The sequence below is a fragment of the Eoetvoesiella caeni genome, assembly GCF_003315175.1.
GTDB classification, from domain to species: Bacteria; Pseudomonadota; Gammaproteobacteria; order Burkholderiales; family Burkholderiaceae_B; genus Eoetvoesia; species Eoetvoesia caeni.
This window is the reverse complement of the sequence record NZ_QNRQ01000012.1, coordinates 17,172-35,078: the sequence shown is the minus strand read 5'-3', so window position 1 is coordinate 35,078 and position 17,907 is coordinate 17,172. Positions and strand designations below refer to the sequence as shown.

Genomic DNA, 17,907 nt, shown 5'->3' with positions numbered 1-17,907 from the left:
GGCTGCGGCTGGTTCGTTGAGTGTCTCAGTGACAACGACAGATGTGGCTGGCAATAGCACGACGACGACAGCCACGCATGGCTACAGTGTGGACACGACTGCTCCTGAGTTGACGGTATCGGTGGATACGATCACCAGCGATAACGTGATCAACGCAGACGAATCGGGTGTGGAAACGATAGCGGTGACCGGTACGATTGCGATGGAGGCCGGTGCGGCTACGACGGTGACGATCACAGTCAACGGTCAGAATTATGTCGCTATGGTAGATGCGAACGGCACCTGGGCGGTAAACGTTGCAACGAGCGATCTGGTTGCCGATACGACGGTAGTGGTCAACGCCACTTCAATCGATGCAGCAGGTAACGAAATAGTTGTTTCGACCACGCATACTCACGGTGTGGATACGGTTGCCGAGGCCACGATCACGATTAACGATGTCACGAATGACAATATTGTGAATGCGGCGGAATCTACTGGCACGGTCTCGATTACAGGCTCTGTGGGTGGCGATGCGAAGGTTGGAGATACCGTCACGGTTCAGATTGGCGAGCACACCGTTACGACGCTGGTTGTTGAGGGCCACACGTGGTCGGTGGATGTGGCGGGTTCCATCCTGGCGGGTAACGCGTCGATCAGTGCTTCGGTAGCCGCGAGCGACGCGGCGGGTAATACAACAACCGCTGATGCCACACAGACATACAGTGTGGACACGGTTGCGACCGCTACGATCGACATTGATGACATCACGATCGACAACATTGTGAACGCGACGGAGGCCGCTGGCACAGTCTCGATTACTGGTTCTGTGGGTGGCGATGCCAAGGTCGGCGACACCGTCACGGTTCAGATCGGAGAGCACACCGTTACAACTCAGGTTGGTGAAGGCAGCACCTGGTCGGTGAATGTCGCTGGCTCCATCCTGGCAGGTAACGCGTCGATCAGTGCTTCAGTGGCTGTGAGTGATGCGGCAGGTAATACAACGACGGCGGATGCCACGCATACTTATAGCGTAGACACCGCCGCTGAGGCGTCAATTACGATTAATGATGTGACGGATGATAATGTCGTCAACCTCTCCGAATCCACTGGCACGGTCTCGATCACCGGTACAGTGGGTGGTGATGCGAAGGTTGGAGATACCGTCACGGTTCAGATCGGCGAACACACGGTTACGGCGCAGGTTGTTGAGGGCAACACGTGGTCGGTGGATGTCGCTGGCTCCATCCTGACGGGCAATGCGTCGATCAGTGCTTCAGTGGCTGCGAGCGATGCAGCGGGCAATACAACAACCGCTGATGCGACGCATGCATACAGCGTGGACACGGTTGCAGCAGCCACGATCAGCGTTGATGACATCACGAACGACAACATTGTGAACGCGACGGAGGCTGCTGGCACAGTCTCGATCACCGGTACGGTGGGCGGTGACGCGAAGGTTGGCGACACGGTCACGGTTCAGATTGGCGAGCACACCGTTACGACGCTGGTTGTTGAGGGCAACACCTGGTCGGTGGATGTGGCCGGCTCCATCCTGGCAGGCAATGCGTCGATCAGTGCTTCGGTAGCCGCGAGCGATGCGGCGGGCAATACCACCACGGCTGATGCCACGCATGCTTATTCGGTCGATACGGTGGCCAGTGCCACGATCACAGTTGACGATGTCACAAGTGATAACACCGTCAACTTCTCCGAATCCACAGGCACAGTCTCGATCACGGGTTCTGTCGGTGGCGATGCGAAGGTGGGCGATACGGTCACCGTGACGGTGGGTACCCATTCTGTCACGACGACTGTGGTAGAGGGCAACACCTGGTCAGTAGATGTGGCGGGTTCCATCTTGGCGGATAACGCTTCGATTAGCGCTTCGGTCGCGACCAGTGATGCAGCAGGTAATACAACGACGGCGGATGCAACGCATACTTATAGCGTAGATACCGCCGCCGAGGCGTCGATCACGATCAATGATGTGACGAGCGATAACACCGTTAATTTCTCCGAATCCACTGGCACTGTGTCGATCACCGGTACGGTGGGCGGTGACGCCAAGGTTGGTGATACGGTCACAGTGATGGTGGGCGACCATTCTGTCACGGCGACAGTGGGAGAAGGTAATACCTGGTCGGTGGATGTGGCCGGTTCCATCCTGGCGGGCAATGCGTCGATCAGTGCCTCAGTAGCTGCGAGCGATGCAGCGGGCAATACGACGACGGCGGACGCCACGCATGCATACAGTGTGGACACGGTGGCAGCAGCCACGATCAGTATTAGCGACGTGACGAGCGATAACATCGTCAACTTCTCTGAATCGACCGGTACTGTATCGATCACAGGTTCTGTTGGCGGCGACGCGAAAGTCGGCGACACCGTCACGATTCAAATCGGTGATCACACGGTTACAACTCAGGTTGCCGAAGGCAACACTTGGTCGGTGGATGTGGCCGGTTCCGTCCTGGCAGGTAACGCGTCGATCAGTGCTTTGGTCGCGGCCAGTGATGCGGCAGGTAATACCACCACGGCGGATGCCACGCATGCTTATTCGGTTGATACAGTGGCCAGTGCCACGATCACAGTTGACGATGTCACAAGTGACAACACCGTCAACTTCTCCGAATCTACTGGCACGGTTTCGATTGCCGGTTCTGTAGGTGGTGACGCGAAGGTGGGCGATACCGTCACGATTCAAATCGGTGATCACACCATCACGACGCAGGTTGTTGAAGGCAACACGTGGTCGGTGGATGTGGCCGGCTCGGTCCTGGCGGGCAATGCGTCGATCAGCGCTTCGGTAGCTGCGAGTGATGCGGCGGGCAATACGAGCGCGGCAGACGCCACGCATGCATACAGTGTGGACACGGTTGCAGCAGCCACGATCAGCATCGATGAAGTGACGAACGATAACATCGTCAATGCGACGGAGTCTGCTGGCATAGTAACTGTCACCGGTACAGTGGCTGGCGATGCGAAGGTGGGCGATACGGTCACGATTCAAATCGGTGCACACACGGTTACGACTCAGGTTGCCGAAGGCAATACGTGGTCAGTAAATGTGGCCGGCTCCATCCTGGCAGGTAATGCGTCGATCAGTGCTTCGGTAGCTGCGAGCGATGCAGCGGGCAATACAACAACCGCTGATGCGACGCATGCATACAGCGTGGACACGGTTGCAGCAGCCACGATCAGCGTTGATGACATCACGAACGACAACATTGTGAACGCGACGGAGGCTGCTGGCACAGTCTCGATCACCGGTACGGTGGGTGGTGACGCGAAGGTCGGTGATACCGTCACGGTTCAGATTGGCGAACACACCGTTACGACGCTGGTTGTTGAGGGCAACACGTGGTCGGTGGATGTCGCTGGTTCTGTTCTGGCAGGCAATGCGTCGATTAGCGCTTCGGTAGCCGCGAGCGACGCGGCGGGTAATACAACAACCGCTGATGCCACACAGACATACAGTGTGGACACGGTTGCGACCGCTACGATCGACATTGATGACATCACGATCGACAACATTGTGAACGCGACGGAGGCCGCTGGCACAGTCTCGATTACTGGTTCTGTGGGTGGCGATGCCAAGGTCGGCGACACCGTCACGGTTCAGATCGGAGAGCACACCGTTACAACTCAGGTTGGTGAAGGCAGCACCTGGTCGGTGAATGTCGCTGGCTCCATTTTGGCAGGCAATGCGTCGATCAGTGCTTCAGTGGCTGTGAGCGACGCAGCGGGCAATACGACGACCGCTGATGCGACGCATGCCTATGGCGTAGATACTGTCGCCGAGGCGTCGGTCACAGTTGACGATGTCACAAGTGATAACACCGTCAACCTCTCCGAATCCACTGGCACTGTTTCGATCACCGGTTCTGTGGGTGGTGACGCGAAGGTCGGTGATACCGTCACGGTTCAGATTGGCGAACACACCGTTACGACGCTGGTTGTTGAGGGCAACACGTGGTCGGTGGATGTCGCTGGTTCTGTTCTGGCAGGCAATGCGTCGATTAGCGCTTCGGTAGCCGCGAGCGATGCAGCGGGCAATACGACGACGGCAGACGCCACGCATGCATACAGCGTGGACACGGTTGCAGCAGCCACGATCAGTATTAACGACGTGACGAGCGACAACATCGTCAACTTCTCTGAATCGACCGGTACTGTATCGATCACAGGTTCTGTTGGCGGCGACGCGAAAGTCGGCGATAGCGTTACAGTTCAAATCGGTGATCACTCGGTTACGACTCAGGTTGCCGAAGGCAACACGTGGTCGGTGGATGTGGCCGGCTCGGTCCTGGCGGGTAACGCATCGATCAGTGCTTCGGTAGCCGCGAGCGATGCGGCGGGCAATACCACCACGGCGGATGCCACGCATACTTATTCGGTTGATACAGTGGCCAGTGCCACGATCAAAACTGACGATATCACAACTGATAACATCGTCAATGCGACGGAATCTGCTGGTACAGTAACCATCACGGGTTCTGTAGGCGGTGACGCTAAGGTCGGCGACACCGTCACGATTCAGATCGGCGAGCACACCGTTACGACGCAGGTTGTTGAAGGCAACACGTGGTCGGTGGATGTGGCCGGCTCGGTCCTGGCGGGCAATGCGTCGATCAGCGCTTCGGTGACTGCGAGCGACGCAGCGGGCAATACGGCAACTGCTGATGCGACACATGCCTATAGCGTAGATACCGCCGCCGAGGCGTCGATCACGATCAATGATGTGACGAGCGATAACACCGTTAATTTCTCCGAATCTACTGGCACGGTCTCGATTACCGGTTCTGTAGGTGGTGACGCGAAGGTCGGCGACACGGTCACGGTGATTATTGGTGATCACACAGTTACGACTCAGGTTGTTGAGGGCAATACGTGGTCAGTAGATGTGGCCGGTTCCGTCCTGGCAGGTAACGCGTCGATCAGTGCTTTGGTCGCGGCCAGCGATGCGGCAGGTAATACCACCACGGCGGATGCCACGCATGCTTATTCGGTTGATACTGTGGCCAGTGCAACGATCACAGTTGACGATGTCACAAGTGATAACATCGTCAACTTCTCCGAATCCACAGGCACAGTCTCGATCACGGGTTCTGTCGGTGGCGATGCGAAGGTGGGCGATACGGTCACCGTGACGGTGGGTACCCATTCTGTCACGACGACTGTGGTAGAGGGCAACACGTGGTCGGTGAATGTCGCTGGCTCCATCCTGGCAGGCAACGCATTGATTAGCGCTTCGGTAGCCGCGAGCGACGCAGCGGGCAATACGGCAACTGCTGATGCGACACATGCCTATAGTGTAGATACCGCCGCTGAGGCGTCAATTACGATTAATGGTGTGACGGATGATAATGTCGTCAACCTCTCCGAATCCACAGGCACTGTTTCGATCACCGGTTCTGTGGGTGGCGATGCGAAAGTCGGCGACACCGTCACGATTCAGATTGGTGATCACACGGTTACGACTCAGGTTGCCGAAGGCAACACTTGGTCGGTGGATGTGGCCGGTTCCGTCCTGGTAGGTAATACGTCGATTAGCGCTTCAGTCGCGGCCAGTGATGCGGCCGGGAACAAGACCACGGCAGATGCCACGCATTCATACAGTGTAGATACGGCGGCAGCAGCCACGATCAGCATCGATGATGTGACGAGCGATAACATCGTCAATGCGGCGGAGTCCGCTGGAACAGTAACTGTCACCGGTTCGGTAGGTGGTGATGCGAAGGTTGGCGATACGGTCACGGTTCAGATCGGCGGCCACACCGTTACGGCGCTAGTTATTGAGGGCAACAGCTGGTCAGTAGATGTGGCCGGTTCTCTCCTGGCGGGTAACGCATCTATCAGCGCTTCGGTGGCCGCGAGCGATGCGGCGGGTAATACGATAATCGCCGATGCAACTCACGACTACACCGTAAACCTTGCGCCTGCGGCGCAGGGTGGCGAAGTTCAAGGGGTTGAGGACACGCCGCTGGTGCTGGGTTGGGATAGCTTCCATGTGGCTGGCTCTTCCGCTGAGCTTGGTGTCCTGATCACCGGTTTGCCGGGCGCTGGCGTACTGGAGTACTCCAGCAACCCGGGGGTCGCCGATGCGGTCTGGGTGCGGGTCGATCTGACCGAGGGCGGTTTTAGCGTGTCGCGCGCCGAGCTTGAGGCGGGGCAGTTGCGCTTTGTACCGGGCTCGAATGAGTCGGGCTGGAATGGACTGGATGGCAGCGGTGCGGGCAACGGACAGGTCGATTATGCGCAGATCAGCTTCAAGCCTTTCGATGGCGATTACGTTGGCGAGACGGCGGTGTTGAAGGTCGACATCGTGGCGGTGGTGGACGCGCCGGTCGTGACGTTGTCGCTGGGCGACGTGACTCCAGGTGGCGGTGCCGAAGCGGGCGCGGGCACGCAATTCACGTTCGCGGGCATTACGCTGACGGTGCTGAACGATGGTTCGGTCAGCGCCTCGGGCTTGCCGGGCCAGGTGTTTGCGCCGCCCTTTGGGAAGGAAACCAGCGGCAACGTCAACTATGGCGACCAGTCTCCCGCGACCGACATCATTGCGGTGATCGGCAATTTTGATAAGGTCGTGCTGGGTCGGGATGGGCGCGAATGGGATAGTCTGCGCAGCATCAGCGGGCAGGGCGATTACGTTTTCTTCAATAAGCCCTCGGGCGAGTACAGCGTTACCAGTATGACGGTGAACGTCAACAATGGCATTCCGAATATTGCCGCAACCGTCACGGATCATGCTACCGGTTTGAGTGTTAGGCTTAACAATATCCGCGGCATCCTGTTTGGAGACGGCGATAGCGTGGGCGGCAAAGACTCGGCGCCGATCGCCGGGCTGGAGACGCAGGCAGTGGGCGGTTATGTGGATGTCGAGGTCAATGTCACGGCGATGCTGACCGACCGCGACGGCAGCGAGTCGCTGTCGGGCATCACCTTAAGCGGGATTCCCGCCGGGGTGACGCTGGCTGGCGCCACGCTACTTTCCAATGGCAACTGGTTCGTGTCGAACGCGTCAGGTTTGCTGACGCTGGATGGACATCTGGTGATGCGGGTTCCGAACGGTACTGAATCATTCAGCATTACCGCCAGCGCGACCTCCACTGAATTGGGGTTGGTCGGCTCTGAATCTACATCTACCTCCAATGCCAGTGTTGATGTCGGCGACCTTGCGGTCAATATCGCACCCGTCGCCAGCGGCGGCGAGGTAACGGGCAGCGAGGATGCGGCTCATCTGCTGAGCTGGAGCGATTTTGGCGTTACCGACGTGGATACACTGGAAGCGGCCTTGGGTGTCGTGATAACGGGTTTACCGGCCAATGGAAGTCTGGAGCAATTGGTGAACGGAGTCTGGGTTGCGGTGACGCAAGGCCAGCAGCTTGGCAAGGCGGACATTGACGGCGGCTTGCGCTTCGTGCCTGCGGAAAATCAATCCGGCAGCGATGTATATGGCGGCAGCGGAGTGGGCGACCAGCAGGCCGATTATGCGCATATCGCGTTCAAGCCCACGGATGGTATCAGTGTGGGCAATGAAGCGACCTTGGTCGTGGACATCGCTCCCGTGGCGGATACGCCGGATGTCAATGTGGCCTTGACACGCGTCGAGATTGCAGTCCCGCCCGTCGCGGGTTCTGAAATTATTCAAGTCAATGGCGGCAGCGGCGTGCCGGGCGGCTTTGACGTGCAGGACGGGAAAATCGTCAAGGTAGGCGCCAATGTCCGAGTTTGGCTGACCGAAGGCGACACGGCTCCGGAAGCGGCCAGTTCTGACCAGATCGTGTATTACTCCAAAGGCAACACTCACGGTGAAGGCATCTACTCGGACGTTTTCGTGGTGCATTCCCAAAGCGGCTATTTCGACAAGCAGTTTAACCAGCTTGATTCTGTGCATGGCAATCGCGGGCAGTCCGCTACCGGCAAGGATTATATTTTCGTGCAGCAAGAGGACGGGTATTCGTACACCGTGACGAACACCACCGAAAGTCAAGGTAATGACATCAATACGTTGAATAAAGTGGAGATCGCCTACAGCGGGCCTGACGGGTCCGGGCCGCTCCTTGGCAAGGCCAGCGATAAATTGGAAGGGGTAATGTTCGGCGATGGCCATACGGCGCCTTTGACGGCTTCCGACGCGACGACATTCGAGACGATTCCGGGCGCTGCCGGGACCGAGGTTGTGTACCAGGTTGCTGTTGTTGCCTCAGTTACCGATACGGACGGTAGTGAACACCTGGGCGATCTGATGCTGACCGGCATCCCGGCTGGGGCCACTGTTGCGATCGACGGTAGCCTGCCTGCCGGCCTTGCGCTGGTCCAGGTTGGCGAAAACTGGGAGCTTCGCTGGGAGGCTGGTGTCGACAACGCCGCGAGACAGCAGGTGGACGTTACGCTTAAAGTCACGCATGTGCCTGAAGGCACCGACTTTACCGGCGTTACAGTTCATGTTGGCGCGTCTGAGGCGAATGGCTCCGCGGCTCAGGCCTCGGGTAGCGCCACGCTGGATCCGCAGGAAGGCTCCGTTCCGACACACCCGGAAGGGACTAATTCAGAGTATGTATATTCTGATCACAATCTGTTGATCAATGGCGATTTTTCGCAGTTTGCCAATCAGACGCAATGGTGGACTGGGAATAATAATAATGGTTATGCCGCTTGGGCCCATACAGGTCCATTTCTTGGCGCCGACAATAAATGGTTGATGATTGACCGGCCATACGTCGGCGCTTGGGACAACAGTGGCCACGATATTACCTTGTCGCAGAATGTGTCGGGAGTAAGCGCCGGCACGCGTCTGGAACTGGATATAGCGTGGAATAATCCCAATAGCGGCAGCCTGAGTAATTCGTGGAACGCGCCCAAGGACACCGGCAACGCCATGCACCTGGAAATTTCCTTCGGTGGCGTTGTGTATGCTGTCATTTCCACACCGCCCGCAGGCGAGCAAGTGGGGGATTCCTGGTTTGCCTCAGTAACGGCCATGAATGGCGCCAGTGTCAATATCGACAAGATCGAAACCTGGTCGTACGACTACAGCACGAATAATGGCAATAACGGTTTGCGTCCGGGAAGTCTCGACGGGTTCCACTCCTTGCAGATCACATTGCCGCAAGATGTGGCTGCGAGCGGTCAGTTGGAACTGCGCTGGGATCCGCAAGCTGAAGGCGGCCAGTACACCGACGACCTCATGGTGGCCAATCTTAAGCTGTTCCAGGCGGAAATTGTCGGCGGGACCAGTCATGATATCTTGGTCGGTACCGATGGCAATGACATCCTGATTGGTGGCCATGGCAGCGATGTGCTGTTCGGCGGCGCCGGCGACGATGTGTTCAAGTGGCAGTTGGGCGACGAAGACTCGACGCCGGGAGTCGACGTGGTGAAGGACTTCGGGCTTGATGCCAGCAGCGTCAATGGGAAGGATACACTCGACCTTAGCGATCTGCTGACGGGCGAGCATGCCGCCGGCGACCTGAGCCAGTATCTTCACATCGGGCTTAGCCAGGAAGCCGGCGTTACCAGTACAGTCATCAGCGTTGCCACTCATGGCGGCCTGACGGCGGAGGGCGGTGGATTCAACCATCAGATCGTCCTCGAGAGTGTAGACCTCATGGGGGCTTACCATGATCAGTCGCAATTGATACAAAGCTTGATTAACGAAGGAAAGTTGAAAGTCGATCCATAAGGAAGGACGAAGCCGCGTTGCGCACAGAGCCTTGTGTTCGATGCGGCGTCCGCGTTGGCGGGTCCGCAAGCCGTGCAAACAATAATCAATGGATGAGCTCGACGGTATGGGTGTACGTGGTTTTATCGGGCTTGCTTTGTCATGCGGCTGCATACTGTTGGGGGGATGGCTGGCCAAGCCGGCATACGGCTCGGCGTCCTGGGCGGCACAGGAAGAATATGCCGGCATTATTGCTACGGCCAGAGCCAAATACGGTTCAGGTGGTGCGCAAGCGGTATCGGACTGGTTGTCCATGCTGGACGCGACGCGGTCGATGACCGAAACGGCAAAATTGCAGGCCGTCAACAAATTCTGGAACACTCGATTGCGCGAGGCCTCCGATATAAGTGTCTGGGGACAGGAAGATTATTGGGCCACGCCGCTGGAAAGTCTGGGTATGGGGCTTGGTGATTGCGAAGACTTTGTTATTGGAAAATACTTTTCGCTGGTTCAGCTTGGCGTCGAACCTGAAAAATTGCGATTCATCTACGTGCGGGCGGCAATAGGTGCCAATGGCGTACACAGCGTTGCACATATGGTTTTGGGATACTACGCAAGCCCTCAGGCGGAACCTTTGGTCCTGGATAACCTGAGGCCGGGCATTGCAAGCGCCAGCAAGCGCGGCGATCTGACGCCGGTATTCAGTTTCAATGTCAAAGGCATATACGTGCCCGGCGCCAAGCCTGCTTCCGTCGATCGCATCGGGCGCTGGCAATCGCTGCTTGTACGTATGCGGGACCAAGGTCTTCGACCATGAAGCAAGCGATGGTGGGAAAGAGTCTTCAATAACATGATATTTCTTTATAGAAATCAGGCTATTTAACAGGTAAGAATAACTATGTCGTTGCTCAAGCAGCTTTTAGCCAGCGTCACAATCATCATGGGTTTGATCCTGGTCGGATCCACGGCGGTTAGTGTCGATGCCGTGCGCCAGTATTTGAATGGGCAGTTGCAGTCGCAAAGTGACAATACGGCTTCGATGCTGGCGCTGCTGCTTTCCCAGCCCGCCAATCAGGATTTGGCCATTCGGGAAACATTGATGACGGCGCTATTTGACAGCGGACAATTCCGTGCAATACGGCTCAAGGGCGCGAACGAAGTCGTTTTGTTCGAGCGAACGCTTGCGCCGCAAACGGATCGTGCGGCCGCTCCCGAATGGTTTCTCCGCCTCTTGCCGCTCAAGCCTGCCGAGGCGGTTCGGGACGTAACGAGCGGCTGGAAGCAGGTTGGAATTTTATCGGTTGTCGTCGACGATGCGTCGGCCCATGAGGTATTGTGGCGCAGCAGTGTTCGTTTGCTGGTTCTGATTCTTGCTGTCGGGGCCGCATGGGCTTTGTTGGTGGTTTTGCTGGTGAGGTGGTTCAAGAAAGCCTTGTCGCGGGAAATTCGTTCGCAGTTGGAGGGCTTGGACAGCAATGGCGCGGCTCCGTCGGCTTCGGCCGCCTTTCCGGTTCCAGGACTGAAGGATGTGAGCCGCGCACTCCAGGATGCCAAGGCGCGGGTGCAGGCCAGGGGCCGGGCTTTGAATGAACGGATTGATTCGCTGGAAACCGAAGTCAATCATGACCCGGTTACCGGCCTGCCGAACCGCAAGTATTTCATGGATCGGATACAGCGCGAGACCCAGGAGGCCAACAGAGCTACGCGCCCGTACATCATGCTGGTGCGGCAACGCGACCTCGCCCGGATCAATTCGGTGATGACGCGGGACGAGGTGGATAAATGGCTGTACAGCGTGGGTCAAAGCATTATGCTTGCGCTGCAAGACAAGGGCGCCGATGTCGAACAATATTTGCTTGCGCGCCTTAATGGCTCGGACTTTGCTTTACTGATGCATGCCGCCGATCCGGCAGAAGCACTGATGAAGGCGCAAAGTGTCCGCCGCGTGCTGGACCGTTTTCGGGTCGCCGTCGACGACGGCAGTTTATGCCGTTGGGCCTATGCATTGGCTGGCTATCAAGCGGAGACCAACATTGGCGAAACGCTTTCTTCTTTGGATGTTGTGTTAATGAACCAGGAAAGCCCGGGTGACGATGTGATCGAAATCATCGAGCAGGTGTCGGGCGGCACACGGGGCTGAGCCTGGCACGGCGGTAACCGCAGCTTTATTGAATTCCGTGTACTTTCAGGGCCAGTAAAAGCCGGTCGTTGACGCCCAGTTTTTCAAACACCGCCGACATGTGGGCACGTACAGTACGTTCGCTGATATTCAACATCTGCGCAATTTCCGGGTTTGAACGGCCTTGCGCCGCGTGCCGCGCGACTTCGATTTCACGTGGAGTCAGGCCGCCGGTCCAGGCGCTTTCCCCCGGCACCCGATAGTTCACTTCACGTAGAAGCCGCGCGACGAGCGAGCGCCCCGCCCAGATGCTGCCCGCCTGAACGCTGTTCAGGGCGCGGTTTATGACGTCGGTGGGACTGTAGGCATGCAGGTAACCGCTGGCGCCGGCGCCCAGAACATGTGCCGCCTCGGCATCGTTGGGACGCGTACTGGCAACCAGAAGCTGCATGAGATGCAAGTGCCCATCCCACGCGGCATCGTCCCAGGATGGCAGGCGCGGCAGGTTCTGATCCAGCAGAACCAGCGAATGGCCCTGGCTACGCCAGCGTTGCAGGTCTTGCAGCGAGTTTCCCCTGGCGGGCCGCCAGCGCGAATGGTCTATCTGGCGCCAATGCTGCCACACCGCATCATCGTGCGTAATGAACAGAATGGGTTCTGATAAGGTATTCACGTGGTGCTACTTATCTTTCTGTAAAAGCATTTGCTTTGGTACGCAGAATCGGCTTTAGCAGATACTGCATGACTGTGCGCTTGCCGGTCAGTATATGGACCTCGGCCACCATGCCGGGAATGATGGGGCGTTTATCGTTACCCACGTAAGCGCGGTCGGTGCGTACTTTGACCACATAGTAGGCATTGCCTTTTTCGTCGGTGACGGTGTCGGCCCCAATTTGTTCGATCTTGCCCTCCAGGCCGCCATAGATCGCAAAGTCGTAGGCAGTGAACTTGACCTCGGCTTTCTGCCCCGGGTGCAGGAAGCCGATATCGCGCGGCTGAATCCTCGCCTCAAGCAGCAGGGTGTCGTCGGTGGGGACGATATCCAGAATGTCCTTGCCGGGCTGGACTACGCCGCCGATGGTATTGGCCATCAGGGTTTTGACCGTGCCCCGGACGGGCGAACGGATTTCCGCGAGCTTGACCCGGTCGGCCAGTGCCAGTTGGCCTTCGCGCAGCGTGGCGAGCTTGGAGCGCGTGTCGGACAGTTCATTGCGTGCCTGGTTGCGGAAATTGAGCTCGATTTCATCGAGTTTGCTGTTGGCTTCCAGGACCGCAGAGCCGATGCGCTGGATTTGGGCCGAGGTAGCCTTTTCCTCGCCGCAGTAGCGGGCAACATCGCGTTGCAGGCGCAGCAGGTCGACTTCGGAAACCGCGCCGCTTTTAAGCAACGGCTGGGTGACTCGCAGTTCGCGAGAGGTCAGGCTGCAGCTGGCGGCGGCCTGGTCGTGATTGGCCTGGGTTTCGCGCAGTTCCTGTTGGCGCTGGTGCAACTGTTCGCGCGCCACATTGAGCGATGCGGCAAGCTCTTCGGAGCGCGCTTCCCAGATGTGTCGTTCCATGGCGATGACCTTGGGAGCTTCTTTGAGCAGCTCTTCGGGAGCCTCGAAAGCCTTGCCGGAGGCCAGTGCTTCGAGCCGCGCGGCCTTGGCGGTGAGGGCCAGCCATTCGGCGCGGTTCTCGCCCAATGAAGATGAATAGCGGGTCGGGTCGATGCGCAGCAACACTTGGCCTACTTCGACGCTTTGCCCCGGCCGGACCAGGATGTCGTCCACAAGGCCGCCGTCCAGGCTTTGTACGATTTGTACCTGGCGCGAGGGCACGACTTTGCCTTCGCCTCGGACGACTTCGTCGATTTCGCCCAGAGAAGCCCAGATCAGCAGCAGGATCACGATAAGCGTGGACGACCAGAGCAGGGCGCGGGAGCCGCGGGCCTGCTGTTGGTCCACGGCCCATTCAGCGTCGGCCGTGAGATCGCCGGCTGAATATTGTTCGCTGCGATCCTTACCCTCGATGAGCAGTTCGAAGCCGCGCGCGATCGCATTGGACGGCATGGTCCAGAGCTTGCCAAGCAGGCGGAGAATGAAATTGGGTCGCTTCGCGGTCATGACGGCTGCTTCTCCCCGCGGCCATTGACGCGTCCTTGCTTGAGCGCTTCCACAACCTGGGCCTTGGGGCCGTCGGCTACGATTCTGCCGTGGTCGATCACGATGAGCCGGTCGACCAGTTCCAGCAGAGCGGTCCGGTGAGTGACGAGGATCATTGTTTTATCGCGGCATGCCTCCCGCAGCCGGGCCTTGAGTCCGGCTTCGCTTTGATGATCCATATTGCTGCTGGGTTCGTCCAGCAAGAGAATGGCCGGGTCGTTGATGAGGGCACGGGCGACCGCGATGGATTGGCGTTGCCCGCCCGACAAAGAATCGCCGCGCTCGCCGATCAGCATATCGTAGCCGTCAGGGTGAGCCGCAGCGAATTCGTCGACGCCGGCTATTCTGGCTACGGCCAGCATGTTGGCATCGTCGGCGAACGGCGCGCCCAGAATGAGGTTGTGTTTGAGGCTGCCGTAGAAAAGCACAGGATCCTGGGGAACATGGCCGACCGAACGCCGCAGATCAGAAGGGTCTATCTGATTGATGTCGATGCCGTCCATCAGTATGGTGCCCTCGGTAGGCGCATACAGGCCGAGCACCAATTTCTCGAGGGTGGTCTTGCCTGACCCGATGCGGCCGATGATGCCCACCTTTTCTCCCGCCTGCAGCTTGAAGCTGACTTTCTGCAACGAAGCTTCGCGTGCTTGGGGATAGCTGAAGCTGACGTTGCGGAACTCGATGCTTCCCTGTAGCGATGGGCGCGGCACGTATGTTTTGGCGTCGGGGTGCTCGACGGGCATCTCCATGTAGCCGTCGATTGAATCGAGCGAGATGCGGGCGTTATGGTATTGCATCATCAAGCCCGCCACCTGGCTAAGAGGCGCCAGACAGCGGCCGGCAATCATGGACGCGGCAATAATGCCGCCAAGCGAAAGGGCGGCATCCTGAAGCAGGTAGACCCCGATGATGACGACAGCGATGGTTACCAGTTGTTGAACTGTCTGCACGAAGCCGACGGTGGCTGACGAGATCAGCTTGATCTGGGCTCCGAGGTGGGCCAGGAATTTGGTGGAGTGCTCCCAATTGCGCTGCGCAGCGCCTTGGGCGTTGAGCGACTTCAGGGTTTCGAGCGCGCTGAGCGACTCGACCAGAATGGCGTTGCGTTGCGAACTGGCCTGGAAGGTATCTTTGACCAGCTTTTCCATGCGCAACTGCGCGGCAAACGAGACCAGCAGCACGATGACGATGGCGACGAGGGGAGGTATGATCAGCCACGGCGATATCCATGCCAGCACCGCCAGGAACAGCAGAATGAAAGGCAGGTCGACCAGCGTGGTCAGACTGGCCGAAGCGATGAAGTCCCGGATGGACTCGAATGACCGCAGGTTGGCCGCGAACGAGCCTACGGACACGGGACGGGCCTCCATGCGCAGGTCCAGCACGCGCTCCATGATGCGCGCCGAAAGCTGGACGTCGATGCGTTTGCTGGCCGTGTCGACGACATGCGAGCGGATGGTTGTCAGCCCAAAGTTGAACAACAGCGCCAGGCCGATTCCTATGGTCAGAACCCACAAGGTTTCAATGGCATTGTTGGGGACGACGCGGTCATAGACGTTCATGGTGAACAGCGGCATCATCAATGCAAATATATTGATAAGCAGGGCCGAGATCGCGGCGTCGCGGTAAAGCCGCCGGTTCTCGAAGACAGAGGCCCAGAACCAGTGGCGGCCCACCGGCTTGCTTACTTTGGAAGCCCGTGCATCGAAGCGCAGGCGCGGGTGGACAAAGCAACTGATGCCGATGTATTGCGCCGCAAGCTGTTCGGCCGGGACTTCTGTTGGTGCGCCGGTTTCGGGGTATTGCACCAGATACGCATTGCTTCGGCGCTCCAGCAGCAGGCAGGCGCGCCCATTGTGCAAAAGCAGAATGGCGGGCAGCAGTCCCTCGGGCAGCATCTCAAGGGGGCGGCGGGCCATGCGCGTCGAGCACTGAGCCCGCGCGGCGGCCCGGGCCAACAGGGTAGGGGTCAGTTTGTTTTCGACCAGCGGCAGTCCGGCGGCAAGAGACTGAGGGGTGCAGGGGACCCCGTGCAGGCGGATAATATCGACCAGGCAGCCCAGCAAAGGATCGTCATGTGTCGCATGAGGCGGAACTTGCCAAGCGGCGTCGCGTGGCGCAAGCGGTATCGGCTCGTCGATGTCGGCCCGGGCGTTAGAGGATAGATTCATCGTTGTCGTCGAGTAAGTCCAGGGGATCGCGCAGTTGTTGACGGGCTTGTTTGCGCTGGTGCAGCTTATTCAGGGCCTCAGGCGGCAAATCGGTCAGGCGCAAAGTGCCGTTGGCTATGAGTGCGTCGATCAAGTCTTCCAGGACGCGGATGAAATCGACGTCCAGCTCGGAAAGAGTGTGTTTCTTGAGTTCGATTCGTGTCATGAAAGCTCCGAAAGGTTACCGTGCGGCAGCTTGATTCCGCCCTGCGGCGGCTGGCGTTGCACTGGAAAGGGGACTGAGTGTCGGAGGCAGCATGCCTTCGTGGTAGGTAATCGAAAGCGCTTCGAGGTTGCTGGTGTCGGGAGTTGGCGTCAGGCAACTGGCCAGGCTTTCTTCGGGGAAGGCGAGCTTGGCGTTTTCGGGGATGGCTTGCCTTGTATTGCTCAAGTCCAAGGCGGGCAGAACTTGGTGCGACAGCGCAAGCCACCGATATTCAAGCTGCTTCAGGTCGTATTGGCCGTTGAGCAAGGCGCGGCGTGCATCGAAGAGTTCGTTGGCGCTGTCGAGCAGGTCCAGCAAAGTGCGTTGACCTATCTGGAACTGCTGTTCGGCTGCCACCCCTACTTTCATCATGGCTTGTTCATGCTTGCGCAGAAACGGCATTTGCTGGCGCAAGCGCATGATGTTGTTCCATGTCGTGGACAACTCTTGCTGCGCGTTGCGGCAAGTGTAGTCACGGACGTCGCGCGCCGAATACCATTGTGCGGACGTCTGCCTCATTCTGGCCGAGTCTGCGCCTCCGCGGTATAGGTTATAGGACAGGACGACCTGGACATTGGTGCTGCGCTGATTGCGATAGGAATCGTCGGGCAGTTGCCGGTCGGTGCCGGTGGACGCCTGTAACTGTACGGTGGGCGAGAAGCGCCCGCTGGCCGAAGCCTTGCCGGCCTGCGCCGCCTGTACCAGTGCCTGCTTGGACAAAATGCTGGGGTTGTCAAGCAGGGACTGCCTGAAATCATCCGGCTTGGCGGGCAGCAGCGCCGCCACTGATGGCGAGGCCGTCAGTTGGGCAGCCGCCGGCTCGCCGACGATGCGGCGGTAGCGCTGCAGTACATCGTTCAGGTTGCCTGTCTCGGTCATGAAGTTGGATTGGGCCAGGGCAAGGCGTGCGTTGGCCTGTTCCAGGTCGACGCCGCGGCCAACTCCTGATTCTTGCCGTTCTTGCAGAAGTTTCAGCGTGCGTTCGTGCATTGCGAAGTTATCTTTGGCCAACAGGATCATGGCCCGGTATCGCTCTACGTTCAGGTAGGCGCTGATGGCTTCGGTCACGACGCTGTCGGTCGTTGCCAGCAATTCATAATAGTTGGATAGCTTTTCGAAACCCAACTGCTTGATGTTGTTGCTGGTGGAGAATCCGTCGAACAGCAACTGCTTCAATTGCAAGGAATAAGAAGGGCGACTCCAGTTATACGAAGGCGAGTCGGGCTGGCTGCGCCATTCATGCCCTAGCTGCCCTTGTAAATCGACCTGAGGCAGCAGGCCTCCTTTGACGACATTCTGGCCCTCCAGCGATGCTTGCAGATTCTGAAAGCGCGCCCGGATTTCGGGATTGGAAAGTACGGTCCGTTCCACTGTCTGCTGTAGCGTGTTGGCAGTTTGTGCGCAGGCTGTTTGCGTGAATAGCGGGGTACCCGCCATGGCAGCGGCAAGAGCAAGCAGGGTCAGGCGGCAAGTAAGCGGCACTGGCAGTTCTTTGGTAGTAAACATGAAGGAAAAAGGAGGGAAAGCGCAGCGGGAGAGTGGGGGCTGTGTACCTTGCGCGCAACAACGATCGGCGCGCC

At 58.4% G+C, this 17,907-nt stretch carries 8 protein-coding genes; 3 read left to right on the top strand and 5 right to left on the bottom strand.

Features of this window, described 5'->3' with window-relative positions; genetic code table 11:
• The first annotated feature begins 28 nt into the window (after positions 1-28).
• The 3 genes from DFR37_RS23055 (at position 29) to DFR37_RS17710 (ending at position 11,789) form a co-directional block, all read left to right on the top strand.
• Positions 29-9,670: an Ig-like domain-containing protein gene (locus DFR37_RS23055; protein ID WP_170139947.1), complete on the top strand. Its 9,642-nt coding sequence runs from the start codon at positions 29-31 to the stop codon at positions 9,668-9,670.
• Positions 9,671-9,758: 88 nt separating this feature from the next.
• Complete coding sequence (locus DFR37_RS17715; RefSeq protein WP_113934519.1) at positions 9,759-10,466, top strand: transglutaminase-like cysteine peptidase; 708 nt, start codon at positions 9,759-9,761, stop codon at positions 10,464-10,466.
• Positions 10,467-10,547: 81 nt separating this feature from the next.
• On the top strand, positions 10,548-11,789 hold the full coding sequence (locus tag DFR37_RS17710) for a LapD/MoxY N-terminal periplasmic domain-containing protein (protein ID WP_113934518.1): 1,242 nt from the start codon (positions 10,548-10,550) through the stop codon (positions 11,787-11,789).
• A gap of 25 nt (positions 11,790-11,814) precedes the next feature.
• On the opposite strand, the gene DFR37_RS17705 is transcribed toward DFR37_RS17710, so the two are convergent.
• Genes DFR37_RS17705 through DFR37_RS17685 form a run of 5 tightly spaced genes read right to left on the bottom strand, consistent with a single transcriptional unit; the run spans position 11,815 to position 17,833 of the window.
• Positions 11,815-12,441 (bottom strand): helix-turn-helix transcriptional regulator, encoded by a 627-nt coding sequence (locus tag DFR37_RS17705; protein WP_113934517.1) that lies wholly within the window; start codon positions 12,439-12,441, stop codon positions 11,815-11,817.
• 10 nt (positions 12,442-12,451) lie between these two features.
• Positions 12,452-13,819 carry an HlyD family type I secretion periplasmic adaptor subunit gene (locus tag DFR37_RS17700; protein ID WP_170139952.1) on the bottom strand — a complete coding sequence of 456 codons (1,368 nt, stop codon included), beginning with the start codon at positions 13,817-13,819 and terminating at the stop codon, positions 12,452-12,454.
• 50 nt (positions 13,820-13,869) lie between these two features.
• A complete protein-coding gene (locus DFR37_RS17695) occupies positions 13,870-16,053 on the bottom strand; it encodes a type I secretion system permease/ATPase (protein ID WP_170139951.1) in 2,184 nt (727 codons plus the stop codon).
• Positions 16,054-16,066: 13 nt separating this feature from the next.
• The gene (locus tag DFR37_RS17690) at positions 16,067-16,288 is read right to left on the bottom strand and encodes a hypothetical protein (protein ID WP_113934514.1); all 222 of its coding nucleotides are present in this window, start codon (positions 16,286-16,288) and stop codon (positions 16,067-16,069) included.
• Between the two features lie 15 nt (positions 16,289-16,303).
• Complete coding sequence (locus DFR37_RS17685) at positions 16,304-17,833, bottom strand: TolC family outer membrane protein (protein ID WP_242341861.1); 1,530 nt, start codon at positions 17,831-17,833, stop codon at positions 16,304-16,306.
• Positions 17,834-17,907: the final 74 nt, after the last annotated feature.